The organism is Okeania sp. SIO2C9, from assembly GCF_010672455.1.
GTDB lineage: Bacteria > Cyanobacteriota > Cyanobacteriia > Cyanobacteriales > Microcoleaceae > Okeania.
This window is the reverse complement of the sequence record NZ_JAAHGO010000006.1, coordinates 17,085-37,019: the sequence shown is the minus strand read 5'-3', so window position 1 is coordinate 37,019 and position 19,935 is coordinate 17,085. Positions and strand designations below refer to the sequence as shown.

The following is a 19,935-nucleotide window of genomic DNA, read 5'->3' as shown; positions in this document are numbered from 1 at the left end:
CCACAACCTTTGGTAACTACAGTTTAGGAATTAATACCACAACCATCCAAGACCAAGCTGGAAATTCGGGCACAGATACAGAATTTGCCAATTTTATTATTGATGAAATTGTGACTATTCCCCCAGACGCAACCATTGGTGACTTTGTTTGGTTAGACAGTGACGTTGATGGTATTCAAGACGACAATGAATCTGGTCTAGCAGATATCACAGTCAATCTCTATGACAGCGATGAAAACTTAGTTGATACAACCACAACTATCGACGAATCTGGTTTCTACAGTTTCACAGACATTACTCCTGGGGACTACTTCCTAGAATTTATCGCCCCTGAAGGTTACGCCTTCAGTCCCCAAAATGAAGGAACAGATGACATAGATAGTGATGTAGACCCCACCACAGGTCGCACTACTTCCATCACCTTACTTGAAGAGCAAACTGATTTGACTTTAGATGCAGGTCTCTATGTCATTGATGAAGTTACTGACGATGAAATTAATGGTGATGCAGACGACAATGTGTTGAATGGAGAACCAGGTAACGACACACTCAGGGGTGCAGGAGGCAACGACACACTCAGAGGTGGCAGTGGCGAGGATAACCTCCGAGGAGGAGGAGGTGCAGACCGCTTGAATGGCGGTCAGGGTAATGATACTCTTAATGGTGGTATAGGCAACGACCGTCTGTTTGGTAAATCTGGCAATGACCTTTTGATTGGTCGTCGTGGTAACGATCGCCTCCTTGATGGTAGTGGTGATGATACCCTAGAAGGTGGTATTGGTCGCGATCGACTCAATGGTAGTAGCGGAAATGATGTTCTCAGTGGAGGAGCTAGTATAGACCGCTTTATTTTCAACACCAACAAAGAGTTTAATCCTGAAGATTTAGGAATAGATGAAATTACAGACTTCGTTCCCGGACAAGATTTTATTCTCCTGGATAAAAGAACTTTCACCGCACTTATGAGTGACAGTGGTACTGGGTTCAGCATTGAGACTGAATTTGACACTGTTACCAATAGTCAAGATGCTACAACTGCCAATGCTTTTATTGTGTACGACACAGAAACCGGAGACTTGTTCTACAACCCCAACGGTAGTGAAGCAGGATTTGGTAGTGGTGGCCAATTTGCCAGACTACTCAATACAGTATCTCTCAGTGAGGATGATTTTGTACTGAGATAATAGACATCTCCAGAAAAGAGGCAGTAGGCAGTAGGGAACCCACCCCTCGCCCCTCCCCCTCCCAGGAGGGGAATAATATCATGTTCGGTTGAATACTTATAAATAAATGTTGTGAGGAGTCAGGAGTCAGGAGTCAGGAGTCAGGAGAGAAGAAAAGAGGAATAGTATTAGACATCTCCAAAAATCAATTTGTCTCATTAAAAGTAGTATAGAAATCCGTAGCTTGGTAAGTATTTATACTATGCAAATCATCTCAATTACTTTTTTTATTCACAAAATTCCCAGTAAATAACTAAGCATAAATACTTGCTCTTATGATTACTCAATCACGGCAGCTATGATTTTCTTCTAAAATTCTGTCTCCTGTCTCCTGTCTCCTGACTCCTTCTTCGGTTGCTACATTTTGTGGTGCCGAATGTGGGGTCTAATAGTTGGGTAGTGATGCATTGTCTGGCAATGTTTTTTACAAGAAAAGTGGGAGCATCTTGCTCCCGTGCCAGGTATTCCTCTTTGCTTTACCGAAAAATTGTGGTTTAAAGCCTCCCCTTTTAAGGGGATAATAAATAAAAATTGTCCTTTGAATCAATCCTCTTCTTTTCAAAGAGAGATAATTCTAAATTCTTAATTCTTAATTCTTGAAATACCAATACTAAAAATATCACTTCTGACTTTTGACTTCTGACTTATGACTTTAGCGAAACTCCCCCAAACTCCAATAACAAAATTCCTTAATTTTAAGTATAGAAATTTCTGTAAAAACTGATGGTGGATACTTACATTGCCATACTGCTTAAAATTCTGCCATTATTAAAAATGTAAGTAAGTTTTAAGTTTAAGGATAAATAAATGAGTTTTTCCATTCAATCTCTATATACTTGGTATCGCAATACTATCCGTAATCCTAAATATCGTTGGTGGATTATTGCTGGAACATTGGCTTATGTATTGAGTCCTTTTGACATTTCCCCAGATTTTATCCCCATTGTAGGACAAATTGATGATGTTGCTATTGTAACTCTCTTAGTGGCAGAAGTTTCTCAGATGGCAGTTGAATTTATGAAGTTACGTCGGGGTAAAAAAGATGTAGCAGTTGCACCTGATATTAATGATAAAGACTCAACTACTACTGATACCACAGTTGATGTAGATGCTGTTTCTGTCAAGTAAATTAGGGCGTTGCCGAATTGAAGTATGAATGCGCGATTGTTTGGTTATGGTCAAGCACCCTAAATCCCCCAAAATTGCGGGACTTTTAGAGTTTTATTCCCCCCAAAATTGGCTTGCTCGGGGGGCAAAATCATACCCAGAATCAGAAACGCCTAAATTCGATTTAGGCAAAATTAGCTTTCTATTATTTTGTCTCGACTTTATGAAATATGAAAAAGAATGCTACGGGAGATTCCCCCTAACTCCCATTCAACAGAAAGTGAAGCAACATCTGGCTTCCCCCTTGACAAGGGGGACAGGAGGGGGATCGAAGGCGTGATACATAGCAAAAATTTTAGTATTTCAAATAAGAATATTTAACCCAAATCTTCAGTTGATGAACAACCATGGAATTGGGTTTATTTTTTTGCGGGAAAATGGTATAAGTTCAAGGGTATTTGCTACGAGTGGGAAATAATGAAATTTAGGGAACTTGTACATAAACTTGGTTGTGAGGCGATCGCTAGTAGTTTAGAAAAAACTAATGGTGTGGCCCCAGATATTACAGGTGTGGCCCCAGTGGATGAAGCAGTAGTAGGTACTCTTAGTTATATAGAAGGAGCAAAATTTGCCAGTTATTTAGGCACGACAAATGCTAGTGCTTTGATTTTGCCCATGGACGAGACTCTGCAAACTCAGGCAAGCGAACGTGGTATTGAGTGGGTAGCTGGAAAAGAACCGAGATTATTATTTGCCAAGGCGATCGCTCTTTTTTATCAACCTTTTCAACCTATTCGAGAAATTCATGGCACTACTGTTATTCACTCAACAGCACAAATAGGAAAAAATGTTTATCTTGGCCCTCATGTTGTGGTTGATGCGGGGGTAAAAATTGGGGACAATGTTTGTATTTATCCAAATGTGGTAATTTATCCAGATGTGGAAATAGGAGATAATTCTGTTTTACACGCCAATTGTTCGATTCATGAACGTAGTCAAATTGGCAATGGTTGTGTGATTCATAGTGGAGCGGTTATTGGTGGAGAAGGTTTCGGTTTTGTGCCCACTCAAGAGGGTTGGTATAAAATGGAACAGTGTGGCAGAGTGGTTTTGGAAGATGGGGTTGAAGTTGGTGGCAATACTACTATTGATCGCCCCGCAGTGGGAGAAACTAGAATTGGCAAAAATACGAAGTTGGATAATTTGGTGCAGGTCGGTCATGGTTGTCAAATTGGGAAAAACTGTGCTTTGGCCGCTCAAGTTGGTTTAGCTGGTGGGGTGAAACTGGGCGATAATGTAATTTTGGCAGGTCAAGTGGGTATTGCTAATCAAGCAAAAATTGGAGATGGAGCGATCGCTACTGCTCAAGCAGGTGTTCATAATGATGTTGCTGCTGGAGAAATTGTTTCTAGTAGTCCTGCTGTTCCTTATAAGATTTATTTAAAAGCGTCTGCCATTTATAAACGTTTGCCTGAAATTTATCAATATGTGAAACAGATTAAGCGAATTTTGAATATTAGTTCTTAATTAAAGGTATTAATAGACCTCTCCTCCAAAAGAGAGAATAGGCAGCTTTGCTGTAGGCAATAGGGAACCCACCCCTAACTCCTCCCAGGAGGGGAAATAATTGATAATTTCTGCGTGATAATTGATTTGATTTTTTATTATTGGAAAAGAGGCAGTAGGCAATAGGGAACCCACCCCTAACTCCTCCCAGGAGGGGAAATAATTGATAATTTCTGCGTGATAGGGGAAATAATTGATAATTTCTGTGTGATAATTGATTTGATTTTTTATTATTGGAGATGTCTAATAGAGTCTAGTCTAGATATATCAATTTTTTCTGAGGAAAATTAGAGTGATATGAAATCCGGTTATACATTTGTTATACTGTATACTTCAACTCAATGCAGACATATATAGCGCTGTGCACAGGCAACAGCTCCGGAAGGCAACAGCTCATCTGGGGAAATAAATTGCTGATAATATAAGACTTTTAGCTATTTGGCCTCTCCTGCAATTTGTAAATATACCAGCGCTCATTGCTATAAATGCCTGAATATCCCAAGATTTTTCCCACTATTATCCTTCTTTTCTCCTGACTCCTGACTCCGACTTATTTTCTCCTGACTCCTAACTCCTAGCGCGATACGATAACTAATTACCCAGATTCTATATGAAAGTTGAACAAGTTATTAATACACTAAAGTTGGATTTACCTACTCTATTTAAAAAGGATATTTCCTACAATATTTATACTAAAAATATTTTTTTTAAAGACCCAGTTAATACATTCAAATGGAAGTTTAATTATCGAATTATTTTTTGGACTTTACGTTTTCACGGTAGGTTATTTTTCACCGAACTCTATTTTGATTTACACGATGTTCAGCAAACAGAAGAAAATATAATTTTGGCAAATTGGACTGTGCGTGGAGTATTAAGAGTTCCTTGGCAAGCCAGAATTTTTTTTAATGGTTATTCTACTTATAAATTGAATCAAGATGGATTAATTTATGAGCATATTGATACTTGGGATAGAAAACCTACTGAAATATTAAAGCAGTTTTTTCATAAAGGTTGAATTCAGTTATCAGTTATCAGTTATCAGTTATCAGCGGTTTTCATTTGGGTAGACAACAGTAGGGACGTTTTGCTCCGCAACATATAAAGCGGCAGCTCTACGTTAGCAAATGGCCATTCGCCCCTACACGATTTTTGTTGTGAGAATGTGGCTCATCAATTTGAAAAGCTTTGTATTATGGCAATAGCGAATTTTGTAGCTTTGTTTCCACAGACCTGGTACAAACAAGTGCTGGCATCTTACCCGCTATGAGTGTACATTACCCTTGATGGAATCTACTGTATCAAAAGCTTAAAACTCAGACAAAACCATATTTTTGGGGTTGCACATTATGGAATGATATTGCCAAAAATGAGTTGATAATTTGACTATAAAAAACCTAATATTAATCATTCTGGCAATTCTCAAATCCAAAATTATGTTTATCAAAAATGTCAAATCATTCGTCACTGTGCAACGCCATATTTTTTAGTCCTTCCTTCTTCCTTCTTCTATGAAAACGCCATATTTTTCAGTCCTTCCTTCCTCCTTCTTCCTTCTTCCTTCCTCCTTCTTCCTTAAATAGGAGAAATTTCTGCCATATCTAATATTCTGGGAATTAAATCTTCTCGCTTAATTGCCATCAAATGAACTCCGTGACAAATCTTACTAGCAATTTGCACCTGTTCGGCAGCAATTTTCATTCCTTCTTCTAAAGGTTTGTCAGCTTTTGCCAAACGATTAATAATATGTTCTGGTATATCAACTCCAGGCACATACTTATTAATAAAAGCAGCATTTTTGGCAGATTTAAGTAAAAATATTCCGGCTAAAATTGGCTTATTACTCTCAACTGCAATTTGATTCATAAACTTTTCTAACTTATCAAAATCAGAAATTAATTGACTTTGAAAAAATTGACACCCGGCTAATAATTTCCGCTCAAATCGTTTTTTTAATCCAGACCAACTAGGGGACTGAGGGTCTACCGCAGCACCTACAAATAAATCTGTCGCTCCATCCGGTAAAGCTTTCTCATTCCAATCTATCCCTTGGTTTAATTTAGCAATCATTTGTAATAAACGCACTGACTCCATATCAAATACACTTCTGGCATCTTTATGGTCTCCTGCCTTTACAGGGTCGCCAGTGAGAGCTAAAATATTATTAAGTCCTAATGCTGAAGCTCCCATGAGATCCGCTTGTAACCCAATACGGTTGCGATCGCGACAAGCTACTTGACATATTGGCTCTATGCCATTATTCTTCAAGATAATTGAGGCTGCCAATGAAGACATTCTCAAAACAGCACGACTGCCATCTGTGACATTAGCAGCATGAACCCGACCTTTTAGTGTTGAGGCCATCTCGATCATGTGAGTAGGGTCAGCTCCCTTTGGTGGTGCTACTTCAGCAGTTACTAAAAATTCTCCCGATTTTACTGCATTGCGAAATCTATTCATTTATTTATTACTTAGTTGTGGTTAAGTTGTTAATTTTTTTGAGATTATTCGATAGATTAAATAAAAATCTTTTTTAACTAACTACTATTTTCTTTGATTAACGACAGAAATTTCAGAATATTCAATTATACAGAAAATATCATTTTTTTTGCTCATTGACAAATTATAATTTTGCCTTGTACTTACACATAATTATCCAACTTTAAAATAAGTTTTACAATCAATTAATCCAATTAACTTCAGTTGAGAATAATTGTGCTAGATAAAAATAAATAAGTTACTAATTTGAGCTTTATCTAAGTAGTTAACTACTAATATCAATTCACTTTAAAGATTTCACAAATAGTTTTACTCCTTATAAATGTTAAATAACTTCCGTAAATTACTGTAGCATCAAAATTTTGAGCTGATAAAATCTTACTTTTGATTTTGACTTTTGACTTATTACTTCCGTTAGTTTCACTCCTTATAAATGTTAAATAACTTCCGTAAATTACCTTAGCATCAAAATTTTGAGCTGATAAAATCTTACTTTTGAATTTTGACTTTTGACTTTTGACTTATAACTTCTAAATTGGCACAGAATAACCTAAAGCAGCTTTAACTTTTGCTAAAGTTTGATTAGCAACTGCTCCTGCTTTTTGTCTACCTTCGGATAAAACAGATTCTAAATAACCTTTATCATCCATTACTTCTTTATATTTTGTTTGAATTGGTTTCAAAGCTTCAATGGTTGCCTCGGTTAATAAAGGTTTAAATTGTCCCCATCCCATATCCTGACATTCTACTGCGACCTCTTGTTTTGTTTTGTCTGAAAATAATCTATAAAGGGTTAATAAATTATTGCATTCAGGTCGTTCAGGATTATCAAATTCTAAACCCTTAACTGGGTCTGTTTTGCAACGTTTAATTTTTTTTGTAATTACATCCGGTGGGTCTAATAAACTAATTCTACTCAATTCTGAAGGGTCAGATTTAGACATTTTGCTAGTACCATCTGCCAAACTCATTACCCGCGCACCCTCTTTTCTAATCAAAGGATCTGGTAATTTTAGTATCTTTTCCTCCTTACCAAACTGATGATTAAATCTAACTGCAATATCGCGGGTAAGTTCCAAGTGTTGTTTTTGGTCTTCTCCCACAGGAACTTTATCTGCATCATAAAGTAGAATATCTGCAGCCATCAAAACTGGATAATCTAATAAACCTGTCCCAACATTTTCTCCCTGCTTAACTGCTTTCTCCTTAAATTGGATCATATCTGTCAACCAATTCAGTGGAGTAATACAGTTCAGTAACCATGTCAATTCACTATGAGCTGGAATATGAGATTGTACAAATATGGTAGAATAATCCAGGTCTATACCACAAGCCAAATATAAGGCTGCAATAGTGTAAGTATCTGTAGTTAGAGTAGCTGGATTGTGTGGTACTGTAATAGCGTGTAAGTCTACTACACAGAAGAAATTATCATATTCTTTTTGACCCTCCACCCAGTTGCGAATAGCACCTAAATAATTTCCAATATGAAGGTTTCCAGTTGGTTGAACTCCAGAGAGTACGCGCTGTTTAACCATTACTCTTTAATTTTAGCAATTCAATGTTAATTAATAATTAAGAATAACATAATTGAGTACCTAGTCAAAAAAGTCAAAAGTCAAAAGTCAAAAGTCAAAAGTGAGATAGTGATAGTATTGATGGAAAAGTTTATATGATTGCTGTCTCCTTCATCCTTCTATCACCGACTACCTTCTTCCAGGGAATTGGTATCATCAAACAACTCGGCATTTTTCTTTTCAAGCAAGACAAAAGTTTACCTGAATGTCGGAAGAAGGCTCCCGCTATATCGCAGGTTAGCAGTGAGATGAATTCCGACCAATAAAAAAGAATGTAGTAGTTCTGTTTATTGGCTTTGTGTGTAGTAAAATAGACTTATGATAGTGAGAGAAGCCAAGCTATTAAATGGGTCTAAGGCACAAGTTCAAGCTTTAGATGAAGCTATAAGAACTGCTCAGTTTATTAGGAACAAAGCAGTTAGATTATGGCGGGATGAGCCAAGTGTAAACCTAAAAATTGATGATATTATTCGAGATTATTGCGTCTGTTACTGTCCCAGTCTTATTCAGAATGACTATAGTTATAAAAAAACTTTCTCCTTCAACTCCAGTTCTTCCTCTTCCTTCTCCTTTCTTCCCTCCTGACTCCTGAGTCCTGACTCCTGAGTCCTCCGTAGTTATTTATTTATCACTGTTCAACCGGACATGATATTAGACCATCTTCCCAGAAGGCAGGTGCTATGAAACACAAAGCCTCTATTAGTGATATTAGGGAATCCCGCGCTGTCTCGTAGAGTAGCGTCGGGAAGATGTCAAAATGGTGAATGTCACTTAGTTGTCAACAATAATAGAATATTTAGGACTTACCGAAAAATTGTGGGTATGCGCCTCCCCTTTTAAGGGGATAATAAGCGGTCGGGGGATGGCGAGGTCTCCTCGCCATATCCAATCGACTCCTGTGAAGAAAAATTTTCATCTCTTTGTCAATCCTCTTCTTTTCAAGGAGAGGTAATTATTCATTATTCATTATTCATTATTCATTATTCATTGTTGAAGCACCTTAACCTATTTCCGTCCGAAGCGACCGATAGGGTTTGTGGAGCTCCGGAACGGAAAGCAATCTCAAGTCCTAGTGCAGGATGGCAGAAATAACTAACCAGTTACAAAATCCTAAAAGTCTTACCAATCAAAAATAATTGACTTTTAACTTCCGCGTAGCGACACTAATTTTTCGTACCTCATGCGTAAGTCCTGATATTGACAAAATGTGAATAATTATTCCCAATAAATATTATATTAATGAACAGACCTCTTGCAAAAGTTTTAATTAAACCAATTCAAGATATGAAATAAACAATTTCATCTCCCTATTTCCTGCTCTCTATTCCCTGACTTCTGCAAGAAGTCTAATGTTTCTGAATCAAATTAAATGAAGCCTAAAATTAATAACATTACTGCCTGGAAACAATCTGAACTACTAATGCAACCTGCTTTCATCAGATTATTAGATCATATTCGCAAAAAACTAGATAATTCTGTTTGGAAAGGAGATTACCAAGAAGTAGAAACACCAATTCCAGGGTATAGACTAGATTTAGAATATCAAGACCAAAAAGTTAGTATTGATATCTGGGAACTTTGCTATCAAGTTTGTTTTAGTAATTATCATTCTACTCATACTGCTGAACAAGCAGTAGAAGTTGAAGTTGATACTAGCTTACTCAACGATGAAGGAGGTGTCAATTGGGAGCATCTTGACGAAAAAGCTCTAAGAGTGGTAGAGAATATGATGGCTGATTTACCAAATAATTAAGGTTTAAAGCCTCTCCTTTAAAGGATAAACAAGCGGTCGATCTTCGCAGCTTCCCCGTTGGGTGGGATGGCGAGAAAACCTGCGCCATATCCAATCGACTCCTGTGAAGAAAAATTTTTCATGATTAGTCAATCCTCTTCTTTTCAAGGAAAGGTAATTGTTAATAATTAATCATTAATAATTAATTGTTGAACAACAGTATAGATACATTTTATCAGGACAAAATAACTATTTGTATTAAGTAAAAATCAACAGACTAAAGTATAATTATGAACCAGGAATTACAGAATATTCAAACATCTAATGGTGCAACTTTTCAAGACTCAATTCCAGTTAGTTTTGCTAATGAGACTCAAGCAATAGAAGCAATAAAACAGGGAGTAGCTTTATGTGATCGCTCTCATTGGGGACTAATACAAATTTCCGACGATGACCGTCTACGGTTTCTACACAACCAAAGCACGAATAATTTCAATATTCTCAAACCCGGTGAAGGTTGTGAGACAGTTTTCGTCACCCCAACTGCTCGCACTATTGACTTAGCAACAGCTTATGTCACAGAAGATGCAGTTTTGTTGTTAGTCTCTCCCACCCGTTGTCAACAATTAATAGAGTGGTTTGACCGTTATCTGTTCCCGATGGACCGGGTGGCAGTGAAAGATATTAGTAGCGAATACGCCATATTTAGTCTCATTGGACCAGAAAGCAAAAACTCGATCGCCAAATTATCAGGAATAACTCCTCCAGATGCACCCCACGCTAGTCACCAGTTAATGAGTCTGGGAAATGTAGAAATTCGGGTTGCTGTCGGTAGTGGGTTGGCAACAGAGGGATGCACTTTGATAGTTCCGGTAAACAATGCTGCTAAAGTTTGGCAAATGTTAACAGAAACAGAAGCAGTACCGATGGGCGATCGCCTATGGCAACAACTGAGAATAGAGGAAGGTCGTCCCGCGCCAGACTATGAACTTACGGATGACTATAACCCTCTCGAAGCTGGTTTATGGAATACTATTTCTTTTGAGAAAGGTTGTTATATTGGTCAAGAAACTATTGCTCGTTTAAACACATATAAAGGTGTGAAACAACGGCTTTTGGGAGTACGTTTGAGTGGAATGGCGGAATTAGGAAATGTTGTGAAAGTTGGAGATGAAAAAGTTGGGAAATTAACAAGTTGTACGGAAACTCATGATGGTTATTTTGGTTTAATTTATATTAGAACAAAAGCAGGTGGAGTAGGTTTAAAAGTTAAAGTGGGAGATGTGGAAGGGGAAGTAGTTGAAGTGCCTTTTTTGACACATCAATATTTTGATAGTTAGGAATAGGCATCGCTTTACTGAATGAGTAATATTTCAGCAGAAAACTAATAGTATGCAGTTATAAAATATGCTACTTTAACTGTCTTTTTAGAGGGAAGATCATCCTCTTCCTCTAGGAATAAATTTGACAAGCAGCTAGAAAAACTTCTCGTTTGAAATAATTATTTTCATTGGTCTTTAAACGATAGTTGAATTGCATTGATTAGTTAGGAATCATCTACAGCACTCTGACCAGATAGTTAAGTAAAGCTAGCCTACAATTAATCCCTGTACCTTGTTCTTTAAAGTCCTAAAACTTTGTACCTCCAATACTAGAAAATTGCTGTAATATCATGTCCGTTTAATTAGGGCTTGCTGATTAAATATAAAAGCATTGACATATAAAGACTTTAGCTTTTTTGGGGTCTAAAAAAGTACGCCTGTTTCAGCTCTTCATGCTCATGCATGGAGCGTATTTTAGGCGCATAGTTAGGCAGAAAAATCATTCTTACAATTCTTTCTACTACCTCTTCTAAATTCCCCGTTCCTCCTGTCTCCTGTCTCCTGTCTCCTACAAAGAGCAAAAAGACTTTATAAGCGCAAACCCTAATTAGTTATAATAAAGTTCTTAGGTAGTAGGTCGTAGGTGTGAATTCAAATGATAACACTGGAAACGGAGCAGAAATTTGGGATATTCCTTTGAGATCGCTTCAATAGAAAATTTTTATTATACTTAATCATCCGGACATGGTATAATATAAAATCAGGTTGAATACTTATCTTATGTTTGGGGGTGGGAAGTGTGGGGAGGGTGGGGAGTGTGGGGAGAAGGGGAGGTCGAGAGATTGAAGGCTCCGAAAGTGTGGATAGAATTATAAACATATACTGTATAACCGGATTCTATATAATTCTAAATATTTGGGATATTTGAGGCATAATGCTCAAACTAAGATGTGGACTAAAACCTTCTAATTTTAAGTGTTTTCTGATGAGCTTTTAACTGCAACTATAAAATTTCTAAAACTATAAAATAAATTAGTATCAACCCAATCAACTGACTTCAATGCCTTTTCGCCTTCTTCCCACCATTCGTTATTCGCCAATGCCTCGAAAACACAATCTTTGCCATTTACATTACCAAAGTATGTTCTAAACCAACAATATTTTTCAGTTAAATTTGTCATTTTTATAGCTTGCTCAATTTTCTCGAAAGTATTTTCTGGAATTTCTGTATTACCATTACTTCCTATAACTGTAATAGGACCTATATATACATCGTATTCATAATTATTAATTAACCATCTTTCTATTTCAACTTGCTCCGGATAATTTTGACCCCAAAATGCAGCTAGTAAGACGTGTAATGAATTATTTATAAAACTATCAATCCCATCAGTCAATCCATCTAGACCCTCTCCAATTCCTGCAAAGTATTCTACTAAAACGATTCCCTCTTCGATCAATACTTCTACTTGGAGAACACCAGTTATTTGTTGGGGTTTTGGATACCAAAACATACGAATTGCTGGCAGTTCTCCATAGGGTATAATCCAGTTCCATTCTTCAAAACACCTAATTCCATGCTCTTCTAATAATTCTTTTAACCTGTGATTTTGATTGTCACATACCATAGTCATTTATTATTAACTCCTAATAGTTTTTTATCATAACTTTTAACAACTATACTAGCTATTAATGACAGGAAAACTCTCTTTTATTTTCCTTACTAAATCAATATAAAATGGTGTTTGTTTTAAATGATTAATCAGCTCAATTGTATCAGATTTACGGTACTATATTCTATATTATCCATACACGAGTTTAGCGAATATGTTCATCAGTTATTGTGTTGTGATAGTTACCCAACAGGTGCATTTGAACTGAAACAACCGAGAAACTTTCATTGAGCTGAATGTGTCGATCTGAGGGGATAAGTTTTGTCAGCTTCAGCTTTATAATGCGGATATTAGAGTTGTCGCTAAATAGAGGAAAAAAATAGCTCTAACCTAGACATATCAATAATTATAAGACTTGATTGTCGAGGATAACAAAGCTGATACTGTGGAAAAGTTAGTGGCAGCTACAAATAAATACAAGCGTTTTATTGAACTAGATTTAATATTTGATAGCTCAGAAAATTTTTTTTACAGGCAGAAATGGCAATTAAAATTAGACAATACAATTTTGGAAGAGTTTTTACCTTAACTTGTGTTCCAAAGCTTACGAGGAATAGATGAATCTTTTGAGTTGGGTCCGAGAAATACATTTTCTGGCCTGAGTCTTTTATTATCTTTGGGTAATCCTGGTCTGGGTGTTCAATCATCTATTAGGTCGAAGGTTCAAGACTTTATTTTAGGCAAAAAGCTCTATTTAAAAACATCTTTTGAAGCAAATTTTCAAAATTTTAAACTAATTGAATCTCCAGTACGGTTATGTATGTGCAGAATGCAAAACGAATTTAGATAAAACGATGTTTCAATAAGCAGTTGCTACTAGCAGAGATTTAAAAATAGCTGTTCGGTGGTTCCCTATACTTTTTGATTTGCGAATTTCTAGATATGACACCTATTTCTATTGTTTAAACTCTTTAATAGTCAGTAAATCAAAGTCTCTTGCTGCTAACATTAGACAAGAACATAAAACACCATAAGTAAGACATATTCATCAACAAGAATATGCAGTATTTTTAGATGCTTCAAAATATTATCCTCATGTTTTTCACAAGACCATCGATAAAATTAAAATATTGATTGATAATGCTAATCCATCTATAAATAGGGTTTTAAATCAAGGCTATTTTTAAAATAGCAGGACTTACCCAAAGGATGAGACTATAAACCATTTATAGGGATTAACGGCCGTTAACCCCTACAATATGTGATGGTTATGCGTAAGTCCTGAATAGGATAAATTTTATTTCTTATCTTGTCAAAGATACAAAAATATTTTCTCCTGACTTCTGACACCTACCAACAACCCAACAAGTTATAACCAACTTTCTCTAATTATTATCAAATTATTATAAAATAACTTAAGAATTCCCAATATCAAAAATTTATGACTGCAACAACTCCTACCCTTAATCCTTTCTTAACCAATAATTTCACACCCGTTAAAGACGAAATAACCGCCGACAACCTCAAAGTTATTGGGGAACTACCTCCCGATATCTCAGGAATGTTTGTGCGTAATGGCCCCAACCCACAATTTAAACCGATGGGTGAATATCACTGGTTTGACGGCGACGGAATGCTACATGGAGTAAGAATAAAAGACGGTAAAGCATCCTACTGCAACCGTTATGTACGCACCAACAAATTCCAGGTAGAAAACCAGGAAGGTAAAGCAGTATGGCCAGGATTATTAGAACCATTCCAACAAGATAATCCCTACGGTACAGATACAAATACAGCTAACACTGCTCTGGTCTATCATGCTGGTCATTTCTATGCTCTCTGGGAAGGTGGTGGGGGTGCACCCTACCATATTAAACTACCCGAGTTAGATACCATTGGCAAACAGACTTTTAACAGCAAGCTTGAATCTCCTTTTACTGCGCACCCTAAAGTTGATGCCGTCACAGGAGAAATGATGTTTTTCGGGTACTCCATGTCTCAACCTCCCTTTTTACAATACGGCGTTGTTTCTGCCACAGGAGAGTTACTACGCACAATACCTATAGATTTGCCAGTGGGAGTAATGATGCACGACTTTGCTATTACGGAAAACTATAGTATATTTTTCGATTTACCAATGACTTTCCGCGCAGAAAGAATAGAAAAAGGTCAATTTCCACTAATGTTTGAGTCAGAGACACCCAGTCGCTTCGGTATTATTCCACGTCATGGCGATAGTGGCGAAGTACGTTGGTTTGAAACTCCAGCTTGTTTTGTTTGGCATACTCTCAATGCTTACGAAGAAGGAGATGAGGTTGTATTGGTTGCTTGTCGGATGAACTCTACTAATGTGTTTGTGACTAATGATAGCGATCGCCTCCCTGATGGTGATATTCCTTATTTACATCGTTGGCGGTTTAACCTAAAAACGGGAGCTGTCAAGGAGGAAAAGCTAGATGATGTAGCTTCTGAGTTTCCCCGTGTTAATGAAGAATTCTTAGGGCGAAAGACGCGGTATGGTTATTCGGCAAGGATGGAAGCAGGAGACTTCCCTCCTCTATTTGATGCTCTGATTAAATATGACTTGGATACAGGGAAGTCGGAAACATACGAGTTTGGTAAGGGACGTTATGGTGGAGAGGCAGTATTTGCTCCTCGACTGAATGCTAGTAGCGAAGATGATGGTTGGTTGGTGACTTATGTTTATGATGAAAATACTCAGACTTCTGAGTTGGTAGTAGTGAGTGCTCAAGATATGAGTGGGGAAACTGTAGCGCGAGTAATTATTCCGCAGCGAGTTCCTTATGGTTTTCATGCTGTCTGGGTGACAGAGGCACAGTTGAGTTAAGTATTAGTAGATTGGGTTGCGCTGTCTCTTTTGATCGGGACTTACGCAAAATATGAAATTATACACCATTTGTAGGGGTTAATGGCCATTAACCCCTACTACATAAGGTGGTTATGCGTTAGGCATAATAAAAATGTTCTTCTCTCTAAGGGAAAATATTTTTTAAATTTTCCCTTATTCCTTACTCCGTAGAAACGTTGCATGCAATGTCCCTACCTACTAACTTTTTATTAGACATCTCCAAAAATCAAAAATCAAATCAATTCTTATCCATAAATTATCAATTATTCCCCTCCTGGGAGGGGGAGGGGCGAGGGGTGGGTTCCCTGTTGCCTTCCGGAGCTGTTGCCTCATTTGGAGGAGATGTCTATTGTGGTTATTCAAAGAGACATAATATAACAATCAATTGACATCTCCAGGGGTTGAAACACCCTGGATTCTGTGGCAAATCCACCCCCATTTGGGACGGGGCGAATAAATGTGCGGAAGTAAATTCCGCACGCAGCCCCTCATAAATCCACATTTGCTTAAAGCCTGAAGGGCAGACTTCTAAACTCCTCGGCATAGATCATTGTCTAGCTGTGAGCTTACTTTTTTTTGTAGCTTTCACGAGTGGTTTTACTCTAGATATTGGAGCTATCAATCGCTGCTCTAGCTGCGTTACTTGCTTTTCCTGCGGAATGCGGAGCTAACAGCCGTCGTAGTCAGCATCGTCCCCGTCTCCTGGGAGCCGGAATTTCACCGCAAAGCGCGGTCTTGTCATGGCGACAAACCTTGTTCTTACTCACTACCTCTAGTATAGCATACTTTTACTCCGCTTTATTACCCGCGCGTCGTTATTCAACCAGGGGATAAATCTCCCTGGCTAACTTTCTCCCGTCAGTTTTTATGTTTAGTAAGGAGCACCATCAGGGAATAACAGAGCTATGCGTTTTTCTCGCACCTTAGCTTCCTCAACACAAATTTCCTTGAGAGAATCAACAACTTCTTTTTCTAGCTCTAGTTTTTCCGCTATTTGGTAAATTTTAGCCATTTCATCCGGGTGTAACTCTCCATCAGCGCTACAAGTTTTAATAGCAAGATAAATAACTGTACGACGACCAGCATTATTGACAGCAGATGCTTGGTTTAAAACATCAATTACATCTTCATCTGCTGGGTAAGTTTTAGCTAATTCATATCCATCACTGCCGAGTGCAGCAGCACGACCAACAATCCAATTTCTTTCTTCTGGCGCTAGTACCCCATCTGCTTTGGCACAAATAAGAACTGATTTGATAATTGTTTCATGATCTTTGGTTGGTGGGACACTCTTGAAGCCATAGGTTTCACCATGCAACCACAACTTAGCATCCTGTTCGATGTCAGACATAATTTAATGCTCCATTTTGGATTTTTAGTTCCACCAGTATCATACAATATGGCGGAAAATATTAATTTTTAAGAGTGTAAAAAATTATTACAGCAGTAACGTTTTCCACTCTCATCGAAAAGAAAACCAAGATTAATAAACATCCCACCAAGTTTAAACACTTGAAACACATTAGTATATAGTTTCTGTTGTTTGTCGGCTGGAATTTCGTGATTTCCACTTTTAATGACAACATGATCAAAGTTATCAGTTATCAGTGAACCTCCTACTGAAGTCGGAGGCTTGAAATACTGAACTAAATATTTTTTTCATCCCCTTAAAAGGGGAGGCACATACCCTCATTTTTTGGTAATTACTAAGTAATTTATCTCCAGACTGGATATCTCTCATAGAGAGTACATCTCCCTTAATCAGATCAACTCGGTCTGAATCAATATAAGAGAGTGCTAAATCAGTCTGTACGGAAGAATATTCAAGCAAAGTGATGAAACGAAGATCGATATTTTAACATAAAGAGGAAGCTATATCGTATGCGGTTTGTCCTATAGTAGTGCGAGGATTTTTTGAATTCATTACTAATTAAGAGTAATACCAATTTCATAAAATATTGCTACAGTCTCGACACGGACAACAGGCAACAGGCAACAGGTAACAGGGAAAAAAAAGATGAAAAAATGCTTAATTTTGACATTTAATGGATATATACAATTTTTAATTGTAGCAATAAATCACAAATTAAGGTGTAACTACCTTTTTTGAATTTGGTATAAATATTTCTAGTCATAGATTTTTTGGTTGTGCAGAGCGTAAAGTGTGGGATAAGTAAGTAGGGCTGGTCAATAATCATCCTATAGCACTGTCAAGAGTGAGTTTTTCGGATTTTTGTCGGGAAAAAAGTGCAAATTTTTCAGCCTTTAATATCAAATCCGTTTAATTGGGCATCAAAAAAATCTCGAATCGTCATAACTAATAAATGTTTGTGATTCTTTCTCCTCCTGAGGAGTGAGGACTGTCTCATGGTTGAGTTAACCAATCTATAACTGTTTAACCGGATTTGAGATCAGACCATAAAAGCTATGATCAGTGGCAGACTTGCACAAAAAGATACAGCTACAGTCATTCCTTCTACTTCCCACCCGGACCACACTTCCCACCCGGACCACACTTCCCACACTTTCTTGACGCACTACCGATTTTTTTACTATTCTATTTTGACTTGATGGAAAAATAGCGATCGCTATTGCTTACAAAACTTTACAAATAGCCTCTAAAATAATTACCAGAATTTGATATAATTTATTACTTTAAACCAAAAAAATGTATCGAACACCAACTATCAAATTCGATCGCGGCACTCTCATTCTCCATCCTCCACCTCAAGGTAAAGCATGGGTAGACTATGCAACCTGGGATGACCGGGTGGAAAAATTTCGGGTTCGGGCAATAGACTATCGCCCTTTAGTAGAGTCATTAAAAGCAGCAAAAATCGATTTTGTTGACAAAGCTAAAGAATTTGCACCTCTCGAACTTATCCCTAGTTTGGAAATGCCACCCTATCCCCACCAAGAGGCAGCATTGAAAGCTTGGAAACAGTCAGGCAGAAATGGAGTTGTGATTCTCCCTACTGCTTCGGGTAAAACATATTTGGCACAATTAGCAATGCAGGCAACTCCCCGTAGTACCCTGGTGGTTGTACCCACCCTAGATTTGATGCACCAGTGGTATGCGCATTTGAATGCAGCTTTTCCAGATGTGGAAGTGGGGTTGCTTGGTGGAGGGTCTCGCGACAAAACACCAATTTTAGTGGCGACTTACGATAGTGCGACTATTCATGCTGAGGCGATCGGCAATAAATATGCTCTATTAGTTTTTGATGAATGTCACCACTTACCTACTGATTTTTATCGGGTAATTGCCGAATACGCGATCGCTCCTTATCGTCTGGGTCTGACAGCAACTCCTAACCGTTCTGATGGTCGTCATTCTGATTTAGATTATTTAATTGGACCTACTGTTTTTAGTAAGACTCCTGAAGAATTGGCAGGTGATGCTTTAGCTGACCATAAAATCGTACAAATAATGGTTAAACTTTCTGCACAGGAGCGGGAAGAATATAACAAATTAATGACAGTTAGAAATGACTTTTTAAAGCAGGCAAATATTAAGTTAGGTGGGTTAAATGGTTGGAAAAATTTTGTTATAGCAAGTGCCCGTTCCAAGGCTGGACGTCGAGCAATGTTAGCCCATCGTCAAGCTAAAGAAATTGCTCTTGGTACGGATGGAAAATTACGAACTCTTGCTAATTTATTGGCTCAACATTTTCCCGAACGTACTTTAATTTTTACGGCTGATAATACAACAGTTTATCGGATTTCCCATGAGTTTTTAATCCCGGCAATAACTCACCAAACTCCTGTGAAAGAAAGGCATGAAGTTTTAAGTAAATTTAGAACTGGGGAATATAAAACTCTTGTAGCTTCTCATGTTTTAAATGAAGGTGTTGATGTGCCAGATGCGAGGGTAGCAATTATTTTATCTGGTACTGGAAGTGAACGAGAATATATTCAAAGATTGGGTCGAGTTTTGCGTCGAGGTAGCGATAAAAATAAGTTAGCAATTTTGTATGAAGTTGTGACAGAAAATACCAGTGAAGAACAAACTTCTCGCAGACGTAGAGGTAAAATTAGACCGAAAAAATATCCTAAATATCAAGAACAAGAAGAGACTCAAACAGAAATTAAGCCGTTAGAAATTGTGAAGCCAGAACCGATTTATGGAGTTAATAATTATGCTGCTAAACGTGCTGCTGAACCAGGTACAAAATGGGGAAGCGATGGAAAAAATGATGAAAATAATATTGAAAATAAATCAGAAATAAAAGAGGATAAAAAATCTTCAGAAAATTCTGATGATGATATTAATATTGATGACTTTTTCTGATTATTGAAAGGAAATAGGTCATTTCAGTTATCAGTTATCAGTACCTCTGCAATAAGGAGGCTTGAAATCTGAAATATTCCCTTTTTTATCCCCTTAAAAGGGGAGGCTTTAGACCGTTTCACGGAATTCAAAAGTC

The 19,935-nt window shown here is 37.4% G+C and carries 16 protein-coding genes and 1 pseudogene; 13 read left to right on the top strand and 4 right to left on the bottom strand.

Going from position 1 to position 19,935, the window contains the following annotated elements:
- The 4 genes from F6K23_RS06170 to F6K23_RS06155 form a co-directional block, all read left to right on the top strand.
- Positions 1-1,184: SdrD B-like domain-containing protein (locus F6K23_RS06170; RefSeq protein WP_293152087.1), on the top strand; the 1,184-nt coding region annotated here is incomplete at its 5' end.
- An 846-nt stretch (positions 1,185-2,030) separates the two neighbouring features.
- Positions 2,031-2,351, top strand: a complete 321-nt coding sequence (locus F6K23_RS06165) for a YkvA family protein (protein WP_293152084.1) — start codon at positions 2,031-2,033, stop codon at positions 2,349-2,351.
- 456 nt (positions 2,352-2,807) lie between these two features.
- The gene (gene lpxD, locus F6K23_RS06160; protein ID WP_293152081.1) at positions 2,808-3,857 is read left to right on the top strand and encodes a UDP-3-O-(3-hydroxymyristoyl)glucosamine N-acyltransferase; all 1,050 of its coding nucleotides are present in this window, start codon (positions 2,808-2,810) and stop codon (positions 3,855-3,857) included.
- Between the two features lie 649 nt (positions 3,858-4,506).
- Positions 4,507-4,914 carry a DUF2358 domain-containing protein gene (locus F6K23_RS06155; protein WP_293152078.1) on the top strand — a complete coding sequence of 136 codons (408 nt, stop codon included), beginning with the start codon at positions 4,507-4,509 and terminating at the stop codon, positions 4,912-4,914.
- A 557-nt stretch (positions 4,915-5,471) separates the two neighbouring features.
- Here F6K23_RS06155 and F6K23_RS06150 read toward each other — a convergent pair.
- The gene (locus F6K23_RS06150) at positions 5,472-6,356 is read right to left on the bottom strand and encodes a methylenetetrahydrofolate reductase (RefSeq protein ID WP_293152076.1); all 885 of its coding nucleotides are present in this window, start codon (positions 6,354-6,356) and stop codon (positions 5,472-5,474) included.
- Between the two features lie 569 nt (positions 6,357-6,925).
- Entirely contained in the window at positions 6,926-7,933 is a 1,008-nt protein-coding gene (trpS, locus tag F6K23_RS06145; RefSeq protein WP_293152073.1) for a tryptophan--tRNA ligase, read from the bottom strand.
- Between the two features lie 1,408 nt (positions 7,934-9,341).
- Here trpS and F6K23_RS06135 point away from each other — a divergent pair.
- Complete coding sequence (locus F6K23_RS06135) at positions 9,342-9,725, top strand: hypothetical protein (RefSeq protein WP_293152070.1); 384 nt, start codon at positions 9,342-9,344, stop codon at positions 9,723-9,725.
- Between the two features lie 269 nt (positions 9,726-9,994).
- Entirely contained in the window at positions 9,995-11,044 is a 1,050-nt protein-coding gene (locus F6K23_RS06130; RefSeq protein WP_293152067.1) for a folate-binding protein YgfZ, read from the top strand.
- 953 nt (positions 11,045-11,997) lie between these two features.
- On the opposite strand, the gene F6K23_RS06125 is transcribed toward F6K23_RS06130, so the two are convergent.
- Positions 11,998-12,654 (bottom strand): DUF6348 family protein, encoded by a 657-nt coding sequence (locus tag F6K23_RS06125; RefSeq protein WP_293152064.1) that lies wholly within the window; start codon positions 12,652-12,654, stop codon positions 11,998-12,000.
- A 442-nt stretch (positions 12,655-13,096) separates the two neighbouring features.
- On the opposite strand from F6K23_RS06125, the gene F6K23_RS06120 reads away from it, so the two are divergent.
- The 6 genes and pseudogenes from F6K23_RS06120 (at position 13,097) to F6K23_RS06115 (ending at position 15,487) form a co-directional block, all read left to right on the top strand.
- A complete protein-coding gene (locus tag F6K23_RS06120; RefSeq protein WP_293152061.1) occupies positions 13,097-13,228 on the top strand; it encodes a hypothetical protein in 132 nt (43 codons plus the stop codon).
- Between the two features lie 3 nt (positions 13,229-13,231).
- Positions 13,232-13,435, top strand: a pseudogene (locus F6K23_RS41550) (Bpu10I family restriction endonuclease); the annotation flags it as partial.
- A 1-nt stretch (position 13,436) separates the two neighbouring features.
- The gene (locus F6K23_RS41545) at positions 13,437-13,505 is read left to right on the top strand and encodes a Bpu10I family restriction endonuclease (protein ID WP_367267641.1); all 69 of its coding nucleotides are present in this window, start codon (positions 13,437-13,439) and stop codon (positions 13,503-13,505) included.
- 31 nt (positions 13,506-13,536) lie between these two features.
- Complete coding sequence (locus F6K23_RS41540) at positions 13,537-13,605, top strand: Bpu10I family restriction endonuclease (RefSeq protein WP_367267640.1); 69 nt, start codon at positions 13,537-13,539, stop codon at positions 13,603-13,605.
- A 77-nt stretch (positions 13,606-13,682) separates the two neighbouring features.
- Positions 13,683-13,826, top strand: a complete 144-nt coding sequence (locus F6K23_RS41535) for a Bpu10I family restriction endonuclease (protein WP_367267639.1) — start codon at positions 13,683-13,685, stop codon at positions 13,824-13,826.
- 254 nt (positions 13,827-14,080) lie between these two features.
- Positions 14,081-15,487, top strand: a complete 1,407-nt coding sequence (locus tag F6K23_RS06115; RefSeq protein ID WP_293152058.1) for a carotenoid oxygenase family protein — start codon at positions 14,081-14,083, stop codon at positions 15,485-15,487.
- A gap of 892 nt (positions 15,488-16,379) precedes the next feature.
- Here F6K23_RS06115 and F6K23_RS06110 read toward each other — a convergent pair.
- On the bottom strand, positions 16,380-16,859 hold the full coding sequence (locus tag F6K23_RS06110) for a TerB family tellurite resistance protein (protein ID WP_293152055.1): 480 nt from the start codon (positions 16,857-16,859) through the stop codon (positions 16,380-16,382).
- A 1,317-nt stretch (positions 16,860-18,176) separates the two neighbouring features.
- On the opposite strand from F6K23_RS06110, the gene F6K23_RS06105 reads away from it, so the two are divergent.
- On the top strand, positions 18,177-19,799 hold the full coding sequence (locus F6K23_RS06105) for a DEAD/DEAH box helicase (protein ID WP_293152052.1): 1,623 nt from the start codon (positions 18,177-18,179) through the stop codon (positions 19,797-19,799).
- The last annotated feature ends 136 nt before the right edge of the window (positions 19,800-19,935 follow it).